Source organism: Burkholderia sp. LA-2-3-30-S1-D2 (genome assembly GCF_001523915.2).
GTDB lineage: Bacteria > Pseudomonadota > Gammaproteobacteria > Burkholderiales > Burkholderiaceae > Burkholderia > Burkholderia diffusa.
Genome location: NZ_CP013385.1, coordinates 877,648 through 892,558, shown reverse-complemented (window position 1 = coordinate 892,558; position 14,911 = coordinate 877,648). Strand labels below are relative to the sequence as shown.

Genomic DNA, 14,911 nt, shown 5'->3' with positions numbered 1-14,911 from the left:
AGCGTTGGTGATTGGTGGAGGCAGACGGGATCGAACCGACGACCCCCTGCTTGCAAAGCAGGTGCTCTCCCAGCTGAGCTATGCCCCCATGAGTACAGATTGCCTCAGGTGTTACCGCCAGACAATGGTGGGTCTGGTTGGATTCGAACCAACGACCCCCGCCTTATCAAGACGGTGCTCTAACCGACTGAGCTACAGACCCCTGAGTCTGTCTTTAAATTTACAGCCGATAAGCGTGAGCGCTCAATTTTGCGAGAAGCTCTGGAAAGGAGGTGATCCAGCCGCACCTTCCGATACGGCTACCTTGTTACGACTTCACCCCAGTCATGAATCCTACCGTGGTGACCGTCCTCCTTGCGGTTAGACTAGCCACTTCTGGTAAAACCCACTCCCATGGTGTGACGGGCGGTGTGTACAAGACCCGGGAACGTATTCACCGCGGCATGCTGATCCGCGATTACTAGCGATTCCAGCTTCATGCACTCGAGTTGCAGAGTGCAATCCGGACTACGATCGGTTTTCTGGGATTAGCTCCCCCTCGCGGGTTGGCAACCCTCTGTTCCGACCATTGTATGACGTGTGAAGCCCTACCCATAAGGGCCATGAGGACTTGACGTCATCCCCACCTTCCTCCGGTTTGTCACCGGCAGTCTCCTTAGAGTGCTCTTGCGTAGCAACTAAGGACAAGGGTTGCGCTCGTTGCGGGACTTAACCCAACATCTCACGACACGAGCTGACGACAGCCATGCAGCACCTGTGCGCCGGTTCTCTTTCGAGCACTCCCACCTCTCAGCAGGATTCCGACCATGTCAAGGGTAGGTAAGGTTTTTCGCGTTGCATCGAATTAATCCACATCATCCACCGCTTGTGCGGGTCCCCGTCAATTCCTTTGAGTTTTAATCTTGCGACCGTACTCCCCAGGCGGTCAACTTCACGCGTTAGCTACGTTACTAAGGAAATGAATCCCCAACAACTAGTTGACATCGTTTAGGGCGTGGACTACCAGGGTATCTAATCCTGTTTGCTCCCCACGCTTTCGTGCATGAGCGTCAGTATTGGCCCAGGGGGCTGCCTTCGCCATCGGTATTCCTCCACATCTCTACGCATTTCACTGCTACACGTGGAATTCTACCCCCCTCTGCCATACTCTAGCCTGCCAGTCACCAATGCAGTTCCCAGGTTGAGCCCGGGGATTTCACATCGGTCTTAGCAAACCGCCTGCGCACGCTTTACGCCCAGTAATTCCGATTAACGCTTGCACCCTACGTATTACCGCGGCTGCTGGCACGTAGTTAGCCGGTGCTTATTCTTCCGGTACCGTCATCCCCCGGCTATATTAGAACCAAGGATTTCTTTCCGGACAAAAGTGCTTTACAACCCGAAGGCCTTCTTCACACACGCGGCATTGCTGGATCAGGCTTTCGCCCATTGTCCAAAATTCCCCACTGCTGCCTCCCGTAGGAGTCTGGGCCGTGTCTCAGTCCCAGTGTGGCTGGTCGTCCTCTCAGACCAGCTACTGATCGTCGCCTTGGTAGGCCTTTACCCCACCAACTAGCTAATCAGCCATCGGCCAACCCTATAGCGCGAGGCCCGAAGGTCCCCCGCTTTCATCCGTAGATCGTATGCGGTATTAATCCGGCTTTCGCCGGGCTATCCCCCACTACAGGACATGTTCCGATGTATTACTCACCCGTTCGCCACTCGCCACCAGGTGCAAGCACCCGTGCTGCCGTTCGACTTGCATGTGTAAGGCATGCCGCCAGCGTTCAATCTGAGCCAGGATCAAACTCTTCAGTTTAAACCTGTTACTGTTTTCGGTTCGGTTAAGAACCGGTCGCTCACTCAAAGCTGACAGGAATATGAATTGCTTCATAAACCTGACTTACTTTAGTGTGAGACTCTTGATACTTTCGCCATCTGATCCGAAGATCAGCTCGCGGCCATCAAGCGCCCACACTTATCGGCTGTTAATTTTTAAAGAGCATTTCTGCGAGAAACCTGGAGTTTCTCAGCAGCGCTGCGTTTTCAGCAGCAGAGAAGCGAGATTATGAACCGTGTTTCTCAGTCAGTCAACAACTTTTTGAACTGCTTCGTTGCGACGACTGGGTTCAACTTCGTGTGCGCCGGGGCTCGACAACCGACCCTCCATCGCACCGCTTCCCTTCTTCCTCCGCGCTGCGTTTCCGTTAGCGCGAAAGAGGCGTGATTCTATGCACCCGCCCCGGTCTGCGCAACCCCCTTTGTGAAAATATTTTGAAAAAGCCCCCGTGCGCTAACGCGCACGGGGGCTTGGTGGTGGGGCGCTCTACATTACCTCAGCGCGGAGAGTCCGCGACAGATTCAGGGCGAGCCGTTCTTAACTCCTATACCGGTTGGGCGACAACATCTGCTGTTCGAGCACGCCCCCATTTGCCTTACGCCGGTCACCCGGCTGCGAATCAAACAAAGGGGGTGCAAGCCGTCGAGTATCATGCCGCGATCGAACAACCCTCTCATACCGACGATGGACAGCACCACTCAATCCGGCGACGCCGATCTTCGCGATGAATACGCCGCGCTGCGCGAGCGCGCCGTCATGCTCGAAGAACAGGTCCCACCGCTACTGCAACGCATCTCGGATGTCCTGCCGCGCATCAGCGGCGTGTCCGAATTGGCGGATGAGCATCGTGAACGACTCGTCGGCGCGCGCAACGCAGCGATGGTCTCGATCGAAAACTATCAACAGGCGATCCCGTTCCTGCAAACGGCCGACTCGATCATCGAGCAGCTCGACAAGACGCCCGAGCGCGATGAGGACATCGAGTGGCGCGAATCGCTGCTGCAGCGACTCGACGAGCTGATCGATGTCGCGGTCGTGATGATCGACGATGCGCAAGGCTATTTCGAGCACGCGGCTGCCTGCGATCTCTCCAGCGTGCCGAAGTCCATTCTCGAAGACTGAGCAGCACGGTCGGGAGGCGCACGGCGCATCGACTAAACAGGTTGCGCATGCCACCGGCTTCGCACATGCCGACCGGCTGTCACTGCTCGGCACCTTGACGTCGACGATCAGATACGTCCCCCGCAAAAGCTCACCTTGCCGTCACGGATTCACGGGTAGCAGCCAACCGCGGCCCGTGAGTGACTAGAGCGTATCGAGCACGATCGTCTCGCCGACGATCGGCACACGGATGTACCCGCCCGCCGCATCGCCATACGCGTGCGCATTTCCGTCGATCACGTATTGCGCGGTCAATGCGCACAACGTCGCGTCCCGCGCGTCGACCGATCGTAGTGTCGACACGTCGATCCCGAGTTTGGTCAGCAATTGCCTGCGCTGGTTGCGTTTCTGCTTCGCCGACGCGATCGCCTTGCCAAGCATCGCGCAGGTAATCGCGTACGGATAAGTCTCGAAGCTCACGCGCCCGCCGGCATAGCGTGCGTCGGTCAGCAGCGGATAGGCCTCAGCCAGCGCGCGGTAGACGCGCTCTCCCATGAACATCCAGTCGAAGAAGCCCGACGTGCTGGCCACGGCCTGCTCGCGCGATGGCGTCGGGAAACACGAGATCCGTTCAAGCGCGAGCGCCTGCTCGGCCGCGCGGCGTCCGCTTCCCGTCCACCACAGGCTCGGCGCATCGACGCCGACGGCCACCACGTCATGCTCGATACACAGCGCAGGCAGCGCTTCGGGCGCGATCCGCGCCTCGCGGCAGACGATCGTCGAGCCGCGCAGGATCACGAGATCGCATTGCTTCTTGTCGCCGCCGACGTCGACGCCCGCCACCGCAGGCGATGACCACGCGACGGATCGGGATCGGGCCGCCTGCATGGCTGCGCGTCAGTCCGCCGGCCGCGCGTCGTACGCGGCATCGAAGATTCCTTCCAGGCCGGGATGCACGCCGCGCATGCGGTCGACGACCGACTTCGCCCAGTCGAAGTACGCCTGCTTGCGCTCGAGCGGCCAGTCCGCGGGCGGATGCCGCGTGATGTCGCGCAGGTTGCAGATCTTGTCGGCCAGCTTCACGAGCTTCGCGCGCCGGCTGATGTTCGCCGCATGCTCGACCTGAAGGCGCTTGCGCTCGTCCTTCGGCAACGACTTGTCGTCGGTGACTTCCATCACGATGTCCGCGACGTCCTTGCCGAACAGCCGCAGCAGTTCCTGCTCGGTTGTCTCCGTATCCTCGATCGTGTCGTGCAACACGGCCGCGACGATCACGCGCTCGTCCTCGATGCCGGCTTCGTTGGCCAGCACATCGGCCAGCGCGATCGGATGGTTGATGTACGGCGATGCCTCGTCATCCTTGCGCCGCTGATTGCGATGCTTGTCCGCCGCGAATGCGATGGCAGCTACCAGCTTGTTCATATTGATCCCTCGTGTGGCCGGACTGCGGCCGGCAGAACCGGTCACGTCCGTTTCGGAACCGCACATACTACCTGCACGCGATGACCATTCCCAAGTATCGGGACCATCGGGCCGCCCCGTGTCATGCGCCGGCTACCTCGCGCTGCAGCGCGACCACGTTGACCTGCGCGCCGAACACGTCCCGCACGAGCGGCAGCAGGTGATCGTGGTGCGTCAGGAACAGCACCTGGGTTCGCGTCGACAGATCGCGCAGCGCCTCGAGCCCCGCCTTCGCACGCGCATCGTCGAAGTTGATGAACAGATCGTCGGCAACGAACGGCAGAGCGGTCCGGCTGGCGAGCTGCAGTTCGAGCGCCGCGATCCGCAGCGCGAGGAACAACTGGTCGCGCGTGCCTTCGCTCAGGCCGGCCACCTCGACCGACGTGCCCTTCGTGCGCCGCGCGTACAGCGCGGGCGGCATCCGTTCGGTGTCGACGGTCAACCGCGAAAATTCGCCGAGCGTGAGCCCCGCGAAAATCTCGCCCGCCCGGCGCAGCATCGGCCCCTGCTTCTGGTCGCGATAGCGATCGGTCGCCCACTTCAGCAGACGGCTCGCCGTCGCCGCTTCCAGATACTGTTCGGCCGCGTCACCCATCGCGGCCAGCGCTTCCTGCCGCTTCGCCTCGGCCACGGCCGCGCTCGCCTGGCCGTCGATCGCACCGAATGCCTGCTGGGCGACGACCTGTTGCTGCGCGAGCGTGTTCAGGCGCTTGCCAACGTCGCCGAGCGACTGCTTCACTGCTTCGAGATGCGCGGGCACGTCTGCGATGTCCTGTTCCGCGACCTCGGCCTCGACGGCCGCCTGGGACAACCCGTCGCCATCGCGCACCAGCGCCTCCTTCGCGGCATCGACAGCCTGCCGAAGCTGGCGCTGCCGATCCGATCGCTCGGCCAGCGGCAGCGCCGCGTCGATCGACGCAACGCCGGCCAGTTGCAGCAACGGCTGAATGCGTGCATCCGCACCCGCCACCGCGGCGGCCGCATCGGCGACCTTGCCGTCGGCCTGCCGCACCGCCTCGTCGGCACGATCGATCGCGCGCGCGGTTTCCCGTGCGGCCGCCACGCGCATCGTCAACCGGCGCGCAACGTCCAGCCAGTCGCCGCTCGCCAGCCATGCTGGCTCCAGCGCATCAGCGAGCCGCCGTGCGCCGGCCTCGAGCGCGGCCAGCTCAGCACGGATCGCGGCCATCCGGTTGCGCGGCGCATCGGCGCCGGCCAGTTCGGCCGTCACCGCATTCGCGAGCCCGAGCGCCCCTTCTGCTGCGGCCAGCGTCACCGCATTCGCTGACAGCTTCGCGTCGGCGAGCGCATCGCGCCATTGCGCTTGCCACGCATCGTAGGCCGCCTGGGCCTGGCCGGCGCGTGAACGGGCCGTCGCGCAGCCGCGTTCGGCTTCGCGCGCGCGGTCCTCCAGGCTGTCCTTCTGCGCGAGCGTCTTTTCAGCCGATTGCACGAACGTCTCGGCGATCGCGATGAGCGCCGCCAGCCCGTCGGCGTCGCTGCCGCGCGAAACCAGGCGCAGCGCCGTACGCAACGTAGCCTCCGCGCCGGCCCGTGCTTCGCGGATCGCCTCGAATTCGCGGCGCTGGCGGTCAAGCTCGAGTTGCGCGGCAAACACCACGTCGCGCTTCGCGAGCCAGTCGCCCATCGCTGCCAGCGGCATGCCGGGCACGCCGGCCGTCGTCGCGAGGTCGGACCATGCGTCGCGGTGCGCGGCCAGCTCGCGCTCGCGCTCGTCGACTGCCGCCTGCCGGCGCGTCAATACCGCGCGGGCGGACTCGACCTGCTGACGCAGCGATTGCAACGTCGCCGCCGCTTGCGTGGCACCGAGCTGCGCATCGACCAGTTCGTCGGCGAGGCGTATCGCATCGTCGACGGCCGGCGCACCCGTTGCGAGATCGACCGCGCCGCTGCGGATATCGCCCCACGCATCGTCGCGGCGTGCGCGCGCCGCCAGCACCTCGGCGGTCGTGACGACCTTGTGAGTCTCGGCGAAATGCTTCTCCTGCAATACGAGCCGCTCGAGTTCCTCCTGCGCGCCGTCCCGCGCATCGCGTGCGGCAGCCGCCGCGCTCGCGCGCTCGCTTGCTTCGTTGAGCAGCGCGCCGAGCCGCGCCGCCGACGGCACATCGAGCACCCGCAGTGCGTCGACCGGCTTGCGCCACTGGCCGAGCGCATCGACCGCATCGGCGAGCGCGCGCTCTGCGGCGGCAATGTCGCGTTCGAGCGCCTGTTCGCGCTGGCCGCTGCTGCGAAAGCCCTGCGCGTCGGCAAGCGCCGCTCGAAGCACTTCCGGCACATCGACCGTCGACAGGCGCGCCAGTTGTTCCTGCGCCTGCGCGAGTTCCTGCGTGCGTTCGTCGAGCGATTCGCGCGCGCCGGCCAGCGCCTGATGCAGCGCGCCGTGATCGCGCAACAGGTTCGCGACCGTCTTCAGCGACAGCGCGCTCGGCAGTGCCGCGCGCAGTGACGCCTCGTCGGTCGGCCAGCCGAGCTGAGCCGCGGCGGAACCGGCAGCGGACAGATGCCGCTCGACGTCCGCGCCGAGCAACAGCAGATCCTGTGCGTGATTCATGCAGGCGCCGCGCAACCGGTCGAGTGCTTCGATGTCACCTTCGAGAGCTAGCGCGTCGGCATCCGGATCGATCGCGTCGCGCGCCTGCCGTTTCGCGAGCAGGTCCGCGCGGCGCTCCTCGAGCACCTTCTGTTCGGCCGCGAGATCGCCTTGCGCTTTCAGCAGGTCTGCGTACGCGGTCGGCGGCAATTCGACGACGGCGCCCAGTTCGGCAAGCGCCGCTTCCTTGATCGTCAATTCCTTCAGGTACGGCGCCAGCCGCCGCACGCGCTCGAGCTTCGAGCGCAGCGCCTCAAGCTGGCGCTGCTCCGCGCGCGCCTGCTCGATCTCCTGCTCGACCGCATCGCGCGCTTCCTTGCGATCGACCCAGTCGCGCGTGCGCACCTGGACTGCCTTCAGTTCGCCGACCGCTTCGTTGAACAATGCCTCGGCCTGCGCGAATGCGCTGCCGCTGCGTCGCGGCGCCCACAGCTCGCCCGCGCGCGCGTCGAGTTCCTCGCGCACAGACCCGAGCGTGCCGACGCCCGCCGCCGATTCGAACAGCACCTGGCCGAGTTTGTCGGAGGCATCGAGTATGCTCCGGCCGCCGTCGACGAGCCGACCGTGGTCGAGCCCGAACATCTGCTCGAAGAATTCGCGCGTCGCGCCGTCGACGACGGCGTTCAGATAGTCGTCCGGCAGCTTGTCGTCGGCGGGTGTGCGCAGCGGGCTGCGTCCGCGGGCGCGATGAAATGCGAGCGCGCCGGTGCCGCTCTCCAGCACGCCGCCGATCCGCAGTTCGGGCGTCGCATGCAGGAAGTCGAGCGGCGTCTGCAGCTTCATCCCGAACAGCAGTTCCGACACGGCCGTTCGGATCGTCGACTTGCCGGCCTCGTTCGGCCCCACGATCACGTGGAAATCCTGGCCGGCCGACGGAAAGCGCAGCGTCTCGTCGGTGAACTTGCCGTATTTGATCAGATCGAGCTGGCTGATGCGCATCGCTTATTCCCCCCTCGCCAGCCGCGCGAGCAACGCGGGCCCGACCTGCTCGACCAGCGCCGTGAGTTCGCCGGCGCGCGCCATCGTCAGCAGCGGCACCTCCTCCTTCACGTCGCTGCGCACCTTGCCGATGAACGGCTTCAGGTCGCGCTCAAGCAGCGCGAGGAAATCCGGATCGTGCGCGGCATCGGCCAGGATCTGCTTGAGATCCTCCAGCGCCTCGAGTTGCTCGCTCTCGCCCTGCGGCTGCTCGGGCGCGGATGTCGCGAGCCGAACCTTCTCCAGCCACAGCCGTTCGTTGCCGATGATGCCGATCTGGTTCAGCACCTCCGCGCGCAGTTGCGGGGCGCGCCCGAAAAAGAGGCCGTGCGCGGGCGTACGCCCCGTGACCGTCACGCGCACCGCGCGCGGCACATGGCCATCGACGTTCAGCAGCGCCTCCAGCGACTGGCCGATTTTTCTCGACAGGTCGGCGACCGTGAGGCAGTCGGACGCGTCGACCGACACGGCTTCCCAGCGCAACACGTCGAGATACAGACGTTCGATGTGCGTGCGCCCCTGCTCGATCGTCACGAGCACCGCGCCGCGGCGGCCCGTCTCGCGGATATGGCGACCCTGCAGGTTGCCGGGAAACACGACGGTCGACGGCCCCGACCATTGCTGGAACTCGTGCACGTGGCCGAGCGCCCAGTAGTCGTAGCCCTTCGCGTGCAGTTCCGCCAGCGTGCACGGCGCATAATTCGCATGCGCCGCATAGCCTTCGAGCGCGGTGTGCAGCACGCCGATGTTGTAGTAACCCGGCACCGGGTCCGGATAGCCGATCGCGAGATTGTCGACGACAGCCTTGTCCTTGAAGCTCTGCCCGTGCAACACCACGTCGAATTCCGGCAGCCGGTGGGTTTCCGGCTTGCGGTGGCCGAACACGGTGACGTTGTCGGGCAACGTGAGCTTCTTCGTCATCTCGCTTTCGGCATCGTGATTGCCGCCGAGCACGAATGCGCGAATGCCGGCCTTGCGCAGGCGGCCCATTTGCTGGCCGAAGAAAATGCCGGTGTTGTGGTCCTTCCAGTCGCCGTCGTACAGGTCGCCGGCGATCACGAGGAACGCAATTTCCTCTTCGATCGCACGATCCACGAGCTGCCGCAGCGCCTCGCGCGACGCGTTGCGCAACTGCGCGGCCGGCGCGTCGGGATACGCGCTCAGGCCGTGCAACGGACTGTCAAGGTGAATGTCTGCCGCGTGGATGAACTTCACGAAGATTCCTCTGTTTCATGACGAAGGGGCGATGTCGACCGGCATCGTGCGCGATCGAACGCCGGGCACGGCCGCCCGTCGCCAGCGGGTCGGGATGGTACCTGAAAGCGGGCACCGCGCAGACCACGGCCCAGCATCCCGACGACGGCGAAGTTCGTCGGCGTCACTCGCCGCGCGTCACGGGCGGCAGTGCAAAGCCGTTGTCGTTGTCCGGAGCGGATTCGCGTTGCGACGCAGCGCTTCCTCGGCGCTTTCCTTCCGCGCGAACAATGCGACGCCGATGACACCGGCGTTCGCCGTCTCGCCGTACTTCGAATTCGTGATGCCTCGGCATGTTACCGGACCATGCCGGGAGCCTCGGTGCCCGGGAGCCCCGCTATTTAAGCATGGCGTGCAGGCAATGGGCAGAGAGTATACGGACCGCCTGTTTCGGTCCGCGGCACACGCTTCCTGTCACGATGCACGGCGCATCAATGAAAAAGCCCGGCCCGCATCGAAGCGGGCCGGGCCTGTGCGGGACGCAGGTTGCTTACAGCGCGCCGCCTTGCGCCGACGCCGAACCCTTCAAGCCGACCGATGCGCCGCCCTGCACCGAGTTCGCCGCGCCTTCGAGCGCTTCGCCAGCCTTCGCCTTCGCGCCGCCGGCGACATCGCCCGCCGTCGACGCCGCGCCTTGCGCATGGTTCTTCGCCGAGCTCGCGACGTGCTTCACGTGCGACTTCGCCGCGTGCGTGGCCGATACCGCCGCGTCCTTCGCCGAACCGGCGGCCGAGCCGACTGCCTGCGTCGCGCCACCGACAGCGTTACCGGCCGCCGAGCCGACGCCGCCAACCGTCTTGCCCACGCCGTTCAGCGCACCGCCGACGACGTTGCCTGCGCCCGAACCCGAGCCCGCGGCATTCGCGCCGGCACCTGCCTGCACGCCCACGCCGCCGCCGAGCAGCGGCGTCTGGACTTGGGCGCCGACGCCGGCGGAACCCTCAGCGCCCGTCTGGGCCGTTTGTGCGAAAGCCGCCGATGCGATTGCCGTCAGCGCGGCGCCAAGCAGAATCGTGCGAATCTTGTTCATGGTCATTCTCCCCAAAGACGTTGTTGCTGCGGGCCGCGTTCCGCGGCTGGTCGCATGCCTCACCGCGACGTGCGGCAGGTGGAGCTAATGTAGCGGCGCCGCCGCCCAAAACCGTCGAATTGCGGGGACTGTTACTTCCGTTGCAAATGCTGACGATTGACTCACACTGTTTGACAATCATCGGAACCGGCTCGTGATTGGCGCCGTCCGATGGCTTGCTTCGGTGCGCCGGGCACGACGCACCGGCTAGCAGGGAAAGCGACCATTCCTGTAGGCATCCGAAAGGCTTGCTTGACGACGCCGGCGCTTACGCCGCCGGTCTCCCGTGCCAATCCGCACGACACCTTTTTGACACCATCGTCCGGGCCGGCATGCGGGCTCCCCACGCGTGACCGTGCGTACGGATTCGGTATCGGGACTTCAGACACGGTGGGCGAAACTGGCGATGCGACCCAGCCGATCGCCTGGGTGATGGCCGACGCGCGACAGGGTTGCACCGTCGCTGCTCACTGTCGCGCCGACTTCGACGTACGTGCGTGAAAAGGGTCTCGAGGCGGCACCCCGGATCACCCCTGTGGGCTCGACGAGGCTCGGACCCGCCAGGTCGCGGCAGTCCCGTGTGCATTGCCGCCGCCATGCGAGGAGGCGGATGCCGTGCACGATCGCGCATCATCCGACGCATGCGTCGGATCGAGCTCGCGCAGCACACTCGCACGGCCACCGTCGTCGCTCGGCAATTCCGGCTGCCCGCGCGCAAAGGCCGGCATGGCCGTCGCCGCGAGCAGCGCGGCGACCACCATCCGGGAACGGAGCTTCGTCGCGTTCCCCTGCTTCATTGCGCGCTCGCGGTCGATACGGTCGTTGCCGCGGCGGCCATGCCGGTGCGCTGGTCACCGTGCGCGATCGCGTAGAGCTCGCGGTTGCGTGCGACCGTCGCCGCGCTCGGCGGATAGTCGGAGTTCGACGTGGGCACGGTGCCGTCGCGTTGTGCCTGAACGAGATCGGCGATTACCTCGGCACGGGTCACGCCGGACGACGAAGTTTGTGCGAAGGCGGCGACCGGCGTTCCGACGACGACGGCGAGCAGCGCGGCTGCGATCAGTTTGCGATTCATGATGACACTCCCGAGAACGGTTCAATGAAGACGCATCGTCGATGCGCCGCCGGCGTGACCGCAATCGCGATTCGCCGCCTGACACGTCCATTCTGGCGATCGACCCGCACCCCACGCTGACCGGCAGATGACAACTTTGAAATCCGTCGCCCACGCACGGATAACGGTTTCGTAATGTTCAGGTCAGCAACGGGTCAACGCCGCGCCAGCAGACTGCATGCTCACCGCATCGAATGCGGCACCCATGCCCTGCTTCGAGGAAAAAAATCATGTGGATCGTCCGGCTGGCGTTGCGCAGGCCCTATACATTCGTCGTACTCGCACTGCTGATCTTCATCGCGGGACCGCTCGCGATCCTGCGCATGCCGACCGACATCTTCCCGAACATCGACATTCCGGTCGTCAGCATCGTCTGGTCATACAACGGCTTTTCCGCCGAGGACATGGCCAAGCGAATCACGTCCAACTACGAGCGCGCACTGACGTCGGACGTCGACGACATCGAGCACATCGAATCGCAGTCGCTGAACGGGGTGTCGGTCGTGAAGATCTTCTTCCACCCCGGCGCGGACATCAATCGCGCGATCGCGGAAGCCGCGAGCAATTCCGCGTCGATCCTGCGGATCCTGCCGCCCGGCACGCTGCCGCCGAACATCATCACGTACAACGCGTCGACGGTGCCGATCCTGCAGCTCGGACTGTCGAGCAACACGCTTGCCGAACAGCAACTGTACGACCTCGGCAACAGCTTCATCCGCACGCAGCTCGCGACGGTGCAAGGCGCGGCGGTACCGCTGCCGTTCGGCGGCAAGATTCGCCAGATCGTCGTCGATCTCGACACGCGCGCGCTGCAGGCGAAGGGGCTCGCGCCGATCGACGTGGTGAACGCGATCAACGCGCAGAACCTGATCCTGCCGGGCGGCACCGCGAAGATCGGCACGCGCGAGTACAACGTGCAGATGAACGGCAGCACACAGACGGTCGCCGCGCTGAACAACCTGCCCGTCAAGACGATCGACGGCAACGTGGTCTATGTGCACGACGTCGCGCACGTTCGCGACGGCTACGCCCCGCAGACCAACATCGTGCGCGTCGACGGCAAGCGCGCGGCGCTGCTGACCGTCGAGAAGACCGGCAGCGCGTCGACACTGACGATCATCGACCAGGTCAAGGCGATGCTGCCGAAGATCGCGGCCGGCTTGCCGAAAGCGCTGCACATCTCCGCGCTCGGCGATCAGTCGGTGTTCGTGAAGGCGGCGGTACAGGGCGTCGTGCGCGAAGCGCTGATCGCCGCCTGCCTGACCGCGCTGATGATCCTGTTGTTCCTCGGCAGCTGGCGCGCGACGTTGATCATCGCCGTATCGATTCCGCTCGCCGTGCTCACATCGCTGCTCGCGCTGGGCGCGCTCGGCCAGACCATCAACATCATGACGCTCGGTGGGCTCGCGCTCGCGGTCGGGATACTCGTCGACGACGCGACCGTCGCGATCGAGAACATCACGCACCATCTCGAACGCGGCGCGCCGCCGGAAGACGCCATTCTGACCGGCTCGGGCGAAATTGCCGTGCCGACCTTCGTATCGACGCTGTCGATCTGCATCGTGTTCGTGCCGATGTTCATGCTCACGGGCGTCGCGCGCTACCTGTTCGCGCCGTTGGCCGAAGCGGTGATCTTCGCGATGGTCGCGTCGTATTTCTTCTCGCGTACGCTGGTGCCGACGCTCGCCATGGTCCTGATGCGCGCAAAGGGACAAGGCCGCCCGCCGCGTGGCGTGTTCGCGCGCATCACACGATTCCAGGCCGCATTCGAACGTCGCTTCGAGGCGGTCCGGCTGCGCTATCGCGCACTGCTGTCGGCAGCGATCTCGAATCGCCGCCGTTTCGCGGCCGCGTTTCTTCTTGCGTGCGCCGCATCGACCGGCCTGTTCGCATTCGCCGGCCAGGACTTCTTCCCGTCGGTCGACACGGGCGAGATCCGTCTGCATCTGCGCGCACCGACCGGCACGCGGATCGAGGAAACCGCGCGCCTCACCGACGAAGTGGAAGCGCGCATCCGTACCGTGATTCCGGCGAACCAGCTGGCCGGCATGCTCGACAACATCGGCGTGCCGGTGAGCGGGATCAACCTCACGTACGACTCGTCCGATCCGATCGGCACCGAAGATGCGGACGTGAACATCACGCTGAAGCCGAACCATGCGCCGACGGCGGCGTATGTCGCGAAGCTGCGCAACCTGCTGGCCCAATCGTTCCCGGGCGTAACGTTCGCATTCCTGCCGGCCGACATCGTCAGCCAGATTCTCAATTTCGGACTGCCCGCGCCGGTCGACATCCAGATCGTCGGCAACAAGCTGGACCAGAACCGCGCGGTGGCGAACGCGCTGCTTGCGAAGCTGCGCGGCGTGCGCGGCCTCGTCGATACGCGCATCCAGCAGCCGGGCGACGAGCCGGCGATCAACGTCGACGTGGACCGCACGAAGGCGATTCAGGCCGGCCTCGAACAACGCGACGTCGCGCAGAACTTGCTGATCGCGCTGTCGGGCAGTTCGCAGACGACGCCGAACTTCTGGCTCGATCCGCGCAACGGAGTCAGCTACCCGTTGATCGTGCAGGCCCCGCAGTATTCGGTCGATTCGCTGCAGGCGCTGGCAAACATACCGCTGCCTGCGGGTGCCGCGCGCCCGCCGCAGACGCCCGCCGGCGGTCCGGCCGCAGGCGCGCCCGCACAGAACCTGCTCGGCGCAATGGGCGCGTTCTCCCGCGCGACGCAGCAGGCCGTGGTGTCGCACTACAACGTGCAGCCCGTGCTCGACATCTTCGCGTCGGTGCAGGGACGCGATCTGGGCGGCGTCACGGCCGACGTGACGAAGCTCGTCGACGATGCGCGCGCCCAACTGCCGCCCGGTTCGTCGATCGTGCTGCGCGGCCAGGTGCAGGCGATGCACGAATCGTTTACCGGACTGCTCGGCGGCCTCGCGATCGCGATCGCGCTCGTTTACTTGCTGATGGTCGTCAACTTCCAGTCGTGGCTGGACCCGCTCGTGATCGTTGGCGGCCTGCCCGCGTCGCTCGCGGGCATCGCGTGGATGCTGTTCGTCACGCGCACCACGCTGTCGGTGCCCGCGCTGACCGGCACGATCCTGTGCATCGGCATCGCGACCGCGAACAGCATCCTCGTCGTCAACGCGGCGCGCGAGCTGATCGCAAGCGGCGCATCACCGTGGCAGGCCGCGCTCGAGGCCGGTTTCAGCCGCTTCCGTCCGGTCGTGATGACCGCGCTCGCGATGCTGATCGGCATGCTGCCGATGGCGCTCGGCCTCGGCGACGGCGGCGAACAAAACGCCCCGCTTGGCCGTGCGGTGATCGGCGGTCTGGCGTTCGGCACGCTGTCGACACTGCTGTTCGTACCCGTGCTGTTCGGCTTCATCCACGCGTGGCTCGACCGACGCCGCGAAGCGGCCGCCGCCCGCCGCGTGCAGGACATGCCGGTGGTGCGCTGACCAAGAACGCATCCCGATTCCCTACGACTCGCCCGACATC

8 protein-coding genes, 2 tRNA genes and 1 rRNA gene are annotated in these 14,911 nt (G+C 65.3%); 2 read left to right on the top strand and 9 right to left on the bottom strand.

Annotation, left to right across the window (positions count from 1 at the left end; translation table 11 throughout):
- Positions 1–12 precede the first annotated feature (12 nt).
- From WS66_RS33135 to WS66_RS33125, 3 genes are all read right to left on the bottom strand, one after another.
- A tRNA-Ala gene (locus WS66_RS33135) sits at positions 13–88 on the bottom strand.
- 37 nt (positions 89–125) lie between these two features.
- Positions 126–202, bottom strand: a tRNA-Ile gene (locus WS66_RS33130).
- Between the two features lie 63 nt (positions 203–265).
- Positions 266–1,798: ribosomal RNA gene (locus tag WS66_RS33125) — 16S ribosomal RNA — on the bottom strand.
- Positions 1,799–2,470: 672 nt separating this feature from the next.
- On the opposite strand from WS66_RS33125, the gene WS66_RS33120 reads away from it, so the two are divergent.
- Positions 2,471–2,941 carry a hypothetical protein gene (locus tag WS66_RS33120; protein ID WP_059600836.1) on the top strand — a complete coding sequence of 157 codons (471 nt, stop codon included), beginning with the start codon at positions 2,471–2,473 and terminating at the stop codon, positions 2,939–2,941.
- A 183-nt stretch (positions 2,942–3,124) separates the two neighbouring features.
- Here WS66_RS33120 and WS66_RS33115 read toward each other — a convergent pair whose 3' ends face one another.
- The 6 genes from WS66_RS33115 to WS66_RS33085 form a co-directional block, all read right to left on the bottom strand.
- Positions 3,125–3,808, bottom strand: a complete 684-nt coding sequence (locus WS66_RS33115) for a DUF429 domain-containing protein (RefSeq protein WP_059600833.1) — start codon at positions 3,806–3,808, stop codon at positions 3,125–3,127.
- 9 nt (positions 3,809–3,817) lie between these two features.
- The gene (locus WS66_RS33110; RefSeq protein WP_059600831.1) at positions 3,818–4,342 is read right to left on the bottom strand and encodes an HD domain-containing protein; all 525 of its coding nucleotides are present in this window, start codon (positions 4,340–4,342) and stop codon (positions 3,818–3,820) included.
- 121 nt (positions 4,343–4,463) lie between these two features.
- The gene (locus WS66_RS33105) at positions 4,464–7,934 is read right to left on the bottom strand and encodes an ATP-binding protein (RefSeq protein WP_059600829.1); all 3,471 of its coding nucleotides are present in this window, start codon (positions 7,932–7,934) and stop codon (positions 4,464–4,466) included.
- Between the two features lie 3 nt (positions 7,935–7,937).
- Positions 7,938–9,188 carry a metallophosphoesterase family protein gene (locus WS66_RS33100; protein WP_059600826.1) on the bottom strand — a complete coding sequence of 417 codons (1,251 nt, stop codon included), beginning with the start codon at positions 9,186–9,188 and terminating at the stop codon, positions 7,938–7,940.
- A 529-nt stretch (positions 9,189–9,717) separates the two neighbouring features.
- Complete coding sequence (locus WS66_RS33095) at positions 9,718–10,257, bottom strand: hypothetical protein (RefSeq protein ID WP_059600824.1); 540 nt, start codon at positions 10,255–10,257, stop codon at positions 9,718–9,720.
- Between the two features lie 832 nt (positions 10,258–11,089).
- Positions 11,090–11,371 carry a DUF4148 domain-containing protein gene (locus tag WS66_RS33085; RefSeq protein WP_059600819.1) on the bottom strand — a complete coding sequence of 94 codons (282 nt, stop codon included), beginning with the start codon at positions 11,369–11,371 and terminating at the stop codon, positions 11,090–11,092.
- Positions 11,372–11,640: 269 nt separating this feature from the next.
- Between WS66_RS33085 and WS66_RS33080 the strand changes: the two genes are divergently transcribed.
- Complete coding sequence (locus WS66_RS33080; protein ID WP_059600817.1) at positions 11,641–14,871, top strand: efflux RND transporter permease subunit; 3,231 nt, start codon at positions 11,641–11,643, stop codon at positions 14,869–14,871.
- Positions 14,872–14,911 lie beyond the last annotated feature (40 nt).

Bases quoted from the DNA above. Each gene is read 5' to 3' on its own strand.
- WS66_RS33115 (WP_059600833.1), bottom strand. From the start codon at position 3,808: ATGCAGGCGGCCCGATCCCGATCCGTCGCGTGGTCATCGCCTGCGGTG.
- WS66_RS33120 (WP_059600836.1), top strand. From the start codon at position 2,471: ATGCCGCGATCGAACAACCCTCTCATACCGACGATGGACAGCACCACT.
- WS66_RS33105 (WP_059600829.1), bottom strand. From the start codon at position 7,934: ATGCGCATCAGCCAGCTCGATCTGATCAAATACGGCAAGTTCACCGAC.
- WS66_RS33080 (WP_059600817.1), top strand. From the start codon at position 11,641: ATGTGGATCGTCCGGCTGGCGTTGCGCAGGCCCTATACATTCGTCGTA.
- WS66_RS33085 (WP_059600819.1), bottom strand. From the start codon at position 11,371: ATGAATCGCAAACTGATCGCAGCCGCGCTGCTCGCCGTCGTCGTCGGA.
- WS66_RS33110 (WP_059600831.1), bottom strand. From the start codon at position 4,342: ATGAACAAGCTGGTAGCTGCCATCGCATTCGCGGCGGACAAGCATCGC.
- WS66_RS33095 (WP_059600824.1), bottom strand. From the start codon at position 10,257: ATGAACAAGATTCGCACGATTCTGCTTGGCGCCGCGCTGACGGCAATC.